This is a genomic window from Streptomyces odonnellii (genome assembly GCF_000981895.1).
In the GTDB taxonomy this organism is placed as follows: domain Bacteria; phylum Actinomycetota; class Actinomycetes; order Streptomycetales; family Streptomycetaceae; genus Streptomyces; species Streptomyces odonnellii.
On the sequence record NZ_LATD01000486.1, the window covers coordinates 1 to 6,547 of the forward strand.

At 71.3% G+C, this 6,547-nt stretch carries 6 protein-coding genes and 1 pseudogene; 4 read left to right on the forward strand and 3 right to left on the reverse strand.

Going from position 1 to position 6,547, the window contains the following annotated elements:
* Positions 1-182: 182 nt before the first annotated feature.
* A complete protein-coding gene (locus tag WH07_RS33590; RefSeq protein WP_046508553.1) occupies positions 183-746 on the forward strand; it encodes a sugar O-acetyltransferase in 564 nt (187 codons plus the stop codon).
* Here WH07_RS33590 and WH07_RS33595 read toward each other — a convergent pair.
* Positions 743-1,276 carry an ATP-binding protein gene (locus WH07_RS33595; protein ID WP_079023776.1) on the reverse strand — a complete coding sequence of 178 codons (534 nt, stop codon included), beginning with the start codon at positions 1,274-1,276 and terminating at the stop codon, positions 743-745. The two genes, WH07_RS33590 and WH07_RS33595, sit on opposite strands and share 4 nt — an antisense overlap.
* Before the next feature lie 100 nt (positions 1,277-1,376).
* Positions 1,377-2,291, reverse strand: a complete 915-nt coding sequence (locus WH07_RS33600; RefSeq protein ID WP_046508557.1) for an NADP-dependent oxidoreductase — start codon at positions 2,289-2,291, stop codon at positions 1,377-1,379.
* Positions 2,292-2,429: 138 nt separating this feature from the next.
* On the opposite strand from WH07_RS33600, the gene WH07_RS33605 reads away from it, so the two are divergent.
* Positions 2,430-4,145, forward strand: a complete 1,716-nt coding sequence (locus WH07_RS33605; RefSeq protein ID WP_046508560.1) for a bifunctional 3'-5' exonuclease/DNA polymerase — start codon at positions 2,430-2,432, stop codon at positions 4,143-4,145.
* 85 nt (positions 4,146-4,230) lie between these two features.
* Here WH07_RS33605 and WH07_RS33610 read toward each other — a convergent pair whose 3' ends face one another.
* Entirely contained in the window at positions 4,231-5,241 is a 1,011-nt protein-coding gene (locus WH07_RS33610; RefSeq protein ID WP_046508566.1) for a zinc-binding alcohol dehydrogenase family protein, read from the reverse strand.
* Positions 5,242-5,486: 245 nt separating this feature from the next.
* On the opposite strand from WH07_RS33610, the gene WH07_RS33615 reads away from it, so the two are divergent.
* Positions 5,487-5,741 carry a hypothetical protein gene (locus WH07_RS33615; RefSeq protein ID WP_046508562.1) on the forward strand — a complete coding sequence of 85 codons (255 nt, stop codon included), beginning with the start codon at positions 5,487-5,489 and terminating at the stop codon, positions 5,739-5,741.
* A 180-nt stretch (positions 5,742-5,921) separates the two neighbouring features.
* A pseudogene (locus WH07_RS33620) lies at positions 5,922-6,547 on the forward strand (hypothetical protein); the annotation flags it as partial.

The following is a 6,547-nucleotide window of genomic DNA, read 5'->3' on the forward strand; positions in this document are numbered from 1 at the left end:
GTCTCGGGGCGGGCCGATCCCGGGGCGGGCCGAGCTCGGGAGGCCGGATCTCAGAAAGGGCGGGACTGTCCACAGGCTGTGGATATCCAGGCCCGGTGCGTGACGAGGCGACTACCGTTGCTGTCTCCAACACCTGATCCGACAGCGCCTGGTCCCACGGTCCGGCGCGGGAAAGGACTTCCATGGGCGAGAACAAGCGCCGCATGCTGGCCGGGGAGTGGTATCTGCCGGACGACGAAGAGCTGGGCGCGGACACCGAGCGCCGGTTCACGCTCTGCGCGGCGTACAACGCCGATGGCGGGGCCGCGCCGGGCGAGCGCGCCAAGATCCTCGCGGAGCTGCTGGGTTCGGTGGGCGAGGGTGTGCGGATCCGACCGCCGTTCCAGTGCGACTTCGGCCGTTACATCAGCGTCGGCGACCGTACCTTCGTCAACTTCAACGCGGTCTTCCTGGATTGCGCGCCGATCACCATCGGCTCCGACGTCCAGATAGGCCCGAATGTGCAGTTGCTGACCCCGATCCACGAACTCGACACGGAACGCCGCCGGGCGGGCTGGGAGCGGGCCGCTCCGGTGACCATCGGCGACAACGTCTGGCTGGGCGGCGGGGTGATCGTCTGCCCGGGGGTGACGATCGGCGAGAACACCGTGGTGGGCGCGGGAGCGGTGGTGACGAAGGACCTTCCGGCGGGTGTGCTGGCGGTGGGGAATCCGGCGCGGGTGATCCGGACGCTGGACCCGGCCTAGCGCGCGAGGAACTCGCACCACACCACCTTTCCCCGGACCGGGCCCGCGTGGTCGCCCCAGTCCGCCGCCAGGGCGGTGACCAGCAGCAGACCGCGGCCTTCCTCGGGGTCCGCCATGTCCGTACCGGCCGGACCGGTGCCGATGGGCCATCGCGGGGGCGTACGGGACGGATCGGCGACCTCGACGCGGAGCCGGTTCCGCATACGGCAGTCCATGCGGATGTCGGTGCGGATGTCCGTGCGGTCTGCGGTGCGGTCTTCCGTGCGCAGGATGCTGAGTGAGACCGGCCCCCGGGTACAGCCGCAGAGGCAGACACCGTGGCGCACGGCGTTGGTCACCAGCTCACTGACCACCAGCTCGACGGTGGCGGTCAGTTCGGCGTCCACCCGGCGCAGCGCGAGCACCTCACGGGCGTGCCTGCGTGCCCTGGGGGCTGCTTCCGGCTTGTGGGGAAGCGGGATTCGGGTCAGGGGCAGCCAGGACCGGCCGGGGTCGTAGACGTCGTGCACAAGTCCACTGTCAGCGGGCATCGTTACTCTCTGGAATCAAGAATTACTGAAAGCAACCTATGGTGCATGAGAGGAGCCCGCCGTGCCATATCACCCGTATCAGCGCCTGCTCCGGCGGTTGTCAAGGCGTGATCACCAACTTGCCGCTCGCATGACCGCTCTCGCTTGTCTCCTGGGCCTTCGCCGCGTCCGCCAGCGGGAAGGTCCCGGCGACCCGGAGGCGGAGTTTCCCCTCCGCCGCCAGCCGGACGTTCTCGGCGAGGGCGGCGCGCTTCCTGCCGGGGGCGGTGACGCCGGAGGAGAAGGTCACTCCGTGGTCGGCGGCTGCGGGGTCTGCGATGGTGACGATCCGGTCCGTGGTTCCGCCGCGCAGCTCGATCGAGTCGGGCAGGGCTCCTCGGCCCGCGGTGTCGAAGACCGCGTCCACGCCCTGGGGCGCGACCGCGCGGACGCGCTCGACCAGTCCTTCGCCGTACGCCACCGGCACCGCGCCCAGCGAGCGGAGGTAGTCGTGATTGGCCGGGGACGCCGTGCCGATCACGGTGGCGCCGCGGGCCACCGCGAGCTGTACGGCCACGGATCCGACCGCGCCCGCCGCGCCGTGCAGCAGCAGCGTCTCACCCCTGCGCAACGCGAGCTGGTCGAGCACCCGGCGGGCCGTCTCGCCCGCAACGGGGATCGCCGCGGCCTCCTCCCAGCCCAGGGAAGGCGGCTTGGGCACCACGGTCTCGGTGAGGGCGTACTGGGCGTAGGCGCCGGTGGCGGTCCACCCCACCACGTCGTCGCCGACGGCCATGTCCGTGACGCCTTCACCGGTTTCGTCCACGACTCCGGCGAACTCCAGACCGGGCACGGCGGGCAGCCGGGTGGAGAAGAGCTGTTCCATCCATCCGTGGCGGATCTTCCAGTCCATCGGGTTGACGCCGGCCGCCCTGACGGCCACTCGGACCTCACCGGGGCCGGCGTGCGGTTCGTCGACGTTCTGGGTGTGCAGGACGTCCGGGCCGCCGAACTTCTCGAACACAGCCGCTCGCATGTCGGTCTCCCTTCCGCGCGGGCCACGGTCATGGCCACATTTCCGATACTCCCGGCGTCCGGCCCTGCGCGCCTTCCGAGCGGTTCGCGGGGGCGCGGGGGACCCGCCGTTGTCAGACCCGGCTGCGAGACTCGGCGTATGACCGGGAGATGGGCCCTGGCCCCCGCGGAGGGCGGTGGCGCGCTGCTGGCTCCGCTGGGCGCGGACGGCCGGGCGGCGGGGCCCGTGCTGCGGGAGCCTGATCTGGTCGCGGCGGTCAAGGCCCGGCTGGCCGACGCCGGGCGATGGGTGTGGCGGTCCAGCGCCGAGGTGTATCCGCGGCTGCTCGCGGCGGGGGTGCGGATCGAGCGGTGCTATGACGTCGAGGCCGCGGAGCTGCTGCTGCTCGGCCATGAGGGGCGGCTCGGGGAGCCGCGGTCGGCCGCCGCGGCCTGGGCGCGGCTGCGGAACGCGCCGGTGCCGTCCGATCCGCTGGCGCGCTCGGCGGAGCCCGGTTCGCAGTCCTCGCTCTTCGAGCCGCACGCGGGGGCGGAGATTCCGTTCGAGGCGCTCCTCGATGTGTACGCGGAGCAGCAGCGCCGGCATCTGGCGGCCGAGCATCCGGACCGGATGCGGCTGCTCACGGCGTCCGAGTCGGCGGGGATGCTGGTCGCCGCCGAGATGCACCACGCGGGGCTGCCCTGGCGGGCGGATGTGCACCGGGAGGTGCTGAACGAGCTGCTGGGCGAGCGGTACGCGGGCGGGGGCGAGCCACGGCGGCTGGCCGAGCTGGCCGACGAGGTGTCGGCGGCCTTCGGGCGGCGGGTGCGGCCCGATCTGCCCGCGGATGTGGTGAAGGCCTTCGCCCAGGCCGGTGTCAAGGTGCGGTCGACGCGGCGCTGGGAGCTGGAGAAGATCGGCCATCCGGCGGTGGAGCCGCTGATCGAGTACAAGAAGCTCTACCGGATCTGGACCGCGCACGGCTGGAGCTGGCTCCAGGACTGGGTGCGGGACGGCCGGTTCAGACCGGAGTACCAGCCGGGAGGTTCGGTCTCGGGCCGCTGGACCACCAATGGCGGCGGGGCGCTCCAGATACCTCGGGTGATCCGGCGCGCGGTCGTCGCCGACGAGGGCTGGCGGCTGGTGGTGGCGGACGCCGACCAGATGGAGCCACGGGTGCTGGCCGCGATCTCCCGGGATCCGGGGCTGATGGAGGTGGCGGGGCACGACGGCGATCTGTACACGGCCCTGTCCGACCGCGCGTTCTCCGGTGACCGCGCCCACGCCAAGGTGGCGCTGCTGGGCGCGATCTACGGGCAGACGTCCGGCGACGGGCTGAAGAATCTGGCGGCGCTGCGCCGGAGGTTCCCGCTGGCCGTGGCCTATGTGGACGACGCCGCGCGGGCGGGCGAGGAGGGCCGGATCGTACGGACCTGGCTGGGCCGGACAAGCCCTCCGGCGGCGGGCGCGGAGGACGACGGCGAGGCCGGAATCCCCCAGGAGATACCCGGCGCGCCGGGCCCGGGCATGGACGAACCGGACTCCGGCGGCGGCGAGTTCACCCCGGGCTACGCCTCGTCGAACGGCCGGGCGCGCGGCCGGTTCACCCGTAACTTCGTCGTGCAGGGCAGCGCGGCCGACTGGGCCCTCCTGATGCTGGCGGCCCTGCGTCGGTCCATCGCGGGCATGCGGGCCGAGCTGGTCTTCTTCCAGCACGACGAAGTGATCGTCCACTGCCCGCAGGAGGAGGCCGAGGCGGTCGTGGAGGCGATCCGCGAGGCCGGTGATCTGGCCGGACGGATCGCCTTCGGAGAGACCCCGGTGCGCTTCCCCTTCACGACGGCGACGGTGGAGCGCTACTCCGACGCGAAGTGAGATGGCTCCGGAAGTGAGAGGAAGGAAACGAGAAGAAGCCGGAAGGAGCCAGCAGGAGAGCGGCACATGAAGCGGGGCCGGTGGCTCAGAAGCCGGTGAGGGTGATCTTTCCGATGGAGGTGCCGGACTCCTGGATGCGGTGGGCCTCGCGGAGGTTGGCCGCGTTGATGGGGCCGAGGTCCCGCCCGGCGGTTGTGGCCAGCACTCCCTGGTCCACCAGGCGGGCGACCTGGCTGAGGATGTGGTGCTGCTTCTGGCGGTCGGGGGTCTGGAAGAGAGACCGGGTGAACATGAATTCCCAGTGGAAGGAGACGCTCTTGGCCTTGAGCACACCGATGTCGAGGGAGTCGTAGTCGTCGATCGACACGAGCTGGCCGAACGGGGTGAGGATCTCGGCGTACGAGGCGATGTTCCGGTCGGTCGCGGCCGTACTGAAGATGTGGCGGACCCCGCCCGGCGCGATGTCCTTGAGCTGTGCGGCGAGCGGTTGGTGGTGGTCGATGACATGGTGGGCGCCCATGCGGCGGGCGAAGGCGGCGGTCTCCGGCCGGGAGGCGGTACCGATCACCGTCAGGCTGGTCAGTGACCGGGCGAGCTGTACGACCATGGCACCGACACCGCCCGCGGCGGCCGTCGCCAGCAGTACGCCCTCCTGTTCAAGGGCGCCGTCGCGCAGGCCCATCCGGTCGAAGAGGCCTTCCCAGGCGGTCAACGCGGTCAGCGGGAGAGCGGCGGCCTGGGTGAAGGTGAGCGTGGTGGGCTTGGGGCCGACAAGACGCTCGTCGACGGCGTGGAAGCGGGAGTTGGCGCCGGGGCGGTCGATGGCGCCCGCGTAGTAGACCTCGTCCCCGACCGCGAACAGCTCGACCTCGTCGCCGACGGCCACGACCGTACCGGCCGCGTCCCAGCCGAGTACCTTCGGGTGCCCGCCGGGGTCGGTGCGCTGGCGGACCTTGTAGTCGACCGGGTTGGTCGCGATGGCCTCGACCCGTACGAGCAGATCGCGCGGGCCCGGCTCGGGGACGGGCAGTTCGATGTCCAGCAGGCTTCGGGGGTCGTCAATGGGGAGGCTCTCGCGGTAGGCGACGGCGGGCATGGGCGTACCGGGGCGCGCCTCTTGGGGGTTCGGATTCTGGTCCTTGGTCACATGTCCACGCTAGGAGGAAGCCGGTGGTTACCCGCAAGGGCAACTAGTACCCATGGGAAAGCATTGAGGTCAACGACGCGATCCAGACCGCCGTTTGTGTTCCGGGGGCGCCTTGGCGAGGTCACCGCGGGGACGCGGAACGGAGTGCTCCGGCGACCGCGTGCCCTCCGGCGTCCCCGCGCGTTGTACCGATCATGAACACGCATCGTTTTCTCCTCGCCTTCGCCGGCTCCGCCTTCCTCACCGCCGTCGCGCCCTCCGCGGCCCACGCCGATCTCGGCGACACCCTGAGCAGTACGGCCCAGACCGCGTCGGCGGTCGGCGAAGAGGCAGGTCCGGTGGTGGAGGGAGTCATCGGGGACAAGGTGGGCCAGAAGGTGAAGGCCGCCAAGGGCGTGGTGAAGGGGGGCGCCGACGCGATGAAGTCGGGCAGGGAACTGCTGAGCTGAGCGCCCCGGCCCGGCCGTCCGTAGCCGAAGCCGCCGCCACAGCCGTTGCGCAGCCACTGTCCGTCACAGCCCGGGTCGCGCCGCCCGGATGCCTCGGCGATGAGTGGTGCTCGTGCGTAGCAGAGGACACCATGGACACGCGAGTACGCTTCTCATCCGATTTGTATATGATTGGCGCATATGAACGAGCGGCTGGCTTTGCTGAACGCCGTGGACGCCGTTCTTCCGGAGACCGAAGTGCTGCGGCTCGCTCTTCAGCAGGCGGTCGCGGAGTTCAGCGGTCTCGGCGGTGTGATTCATGTCCGTGGGTCAGTGAACGCTCACCGTATGTATCTGGTCACCGCCAGCGGGCTTCCGCGTGCGCTCACACGCGCCTGGGACGGAATACCGGACGACGGGCCGGGGGCTCCGGCGCTGGCCGTGCGCGGGGGATCCACCGTATGGCTGCCCGCCTCCTCGGGCCCGGGCACGGGCATGGTGTCGACGCCGCTGCTCTCCCCGAAGGGAACGTTCGGGGCGCTCTCCGTCGTCACGACGGCCACCGGCGAACCGACCACCGCGCAGAAGGACATCCTCCGAGCCGTCGCGGGATGGGCCGCCGACCGGCTCCGACGGGCCGAGGAGCCCACTGTCCCGCCCCCGGAGCAGACCGCACCGGGGGCGCGGGACGTCACGGGGGGACGGGACGGCCACCCGCGCCGCTGGTCCAGGAACGGCCTGACCGTCACGGATCCACCGCCCTCCACCAGGGCCTCAAGCGCCCCAGCCGTACCTGAAACCCCGGCCATCCCCGAAACCCCTGACAC

What these genes read in the sequence shown, in the direction of transcription:
- WH07_RS33590 (WP_046508553.1), top strand. Translation starts at nt 183, where the DNA reads ATGGGCGAGAACAAGCGCCGCATGCTGGCCGGGGAGTGGTATCTGCCG.
- WH07_RS33595 (WP_079023776.1), bottom strand. Translation starts at nt 1,276, where the DNA reads ATGCCCGCTGACAGTGGACTTGTGCACGACGTCTACGACCCCGGCCGG.
- WH07_RS33600 (WP_046508557.1), bottom strand. Translation starts at nt 2,291, where the DNA reads ATGCGAGCGGCTGTGTTCGAGAAGTTCGGCGGCCCGGACGTCCTGCAC.
- WH07_RS33605 (WP_046508560.1), top strand. Translation starts at nt 2,430, where the DNA reads ATGACCGGGAGATGGGCCCTGGCCCCCGCGGAGGGCGGTGGCGCGCTG.
- WH07_RS33610 (WP_046508566.1), bottom strand. Translation starts at nt 5,241, where the DNA reads ATGCCCGCCGTCGCCTACCGCGAGAGCCTCCCCATTGACGACCCCCGA.
- WH07_RS33615 (WP_046508562.1), top strand. Translation starts at nt 5,487, where the DNA reads ATGAACACGCATCGTTTTCTCCTCGCCTTCGCCGGCTCCGCCTTCCTC.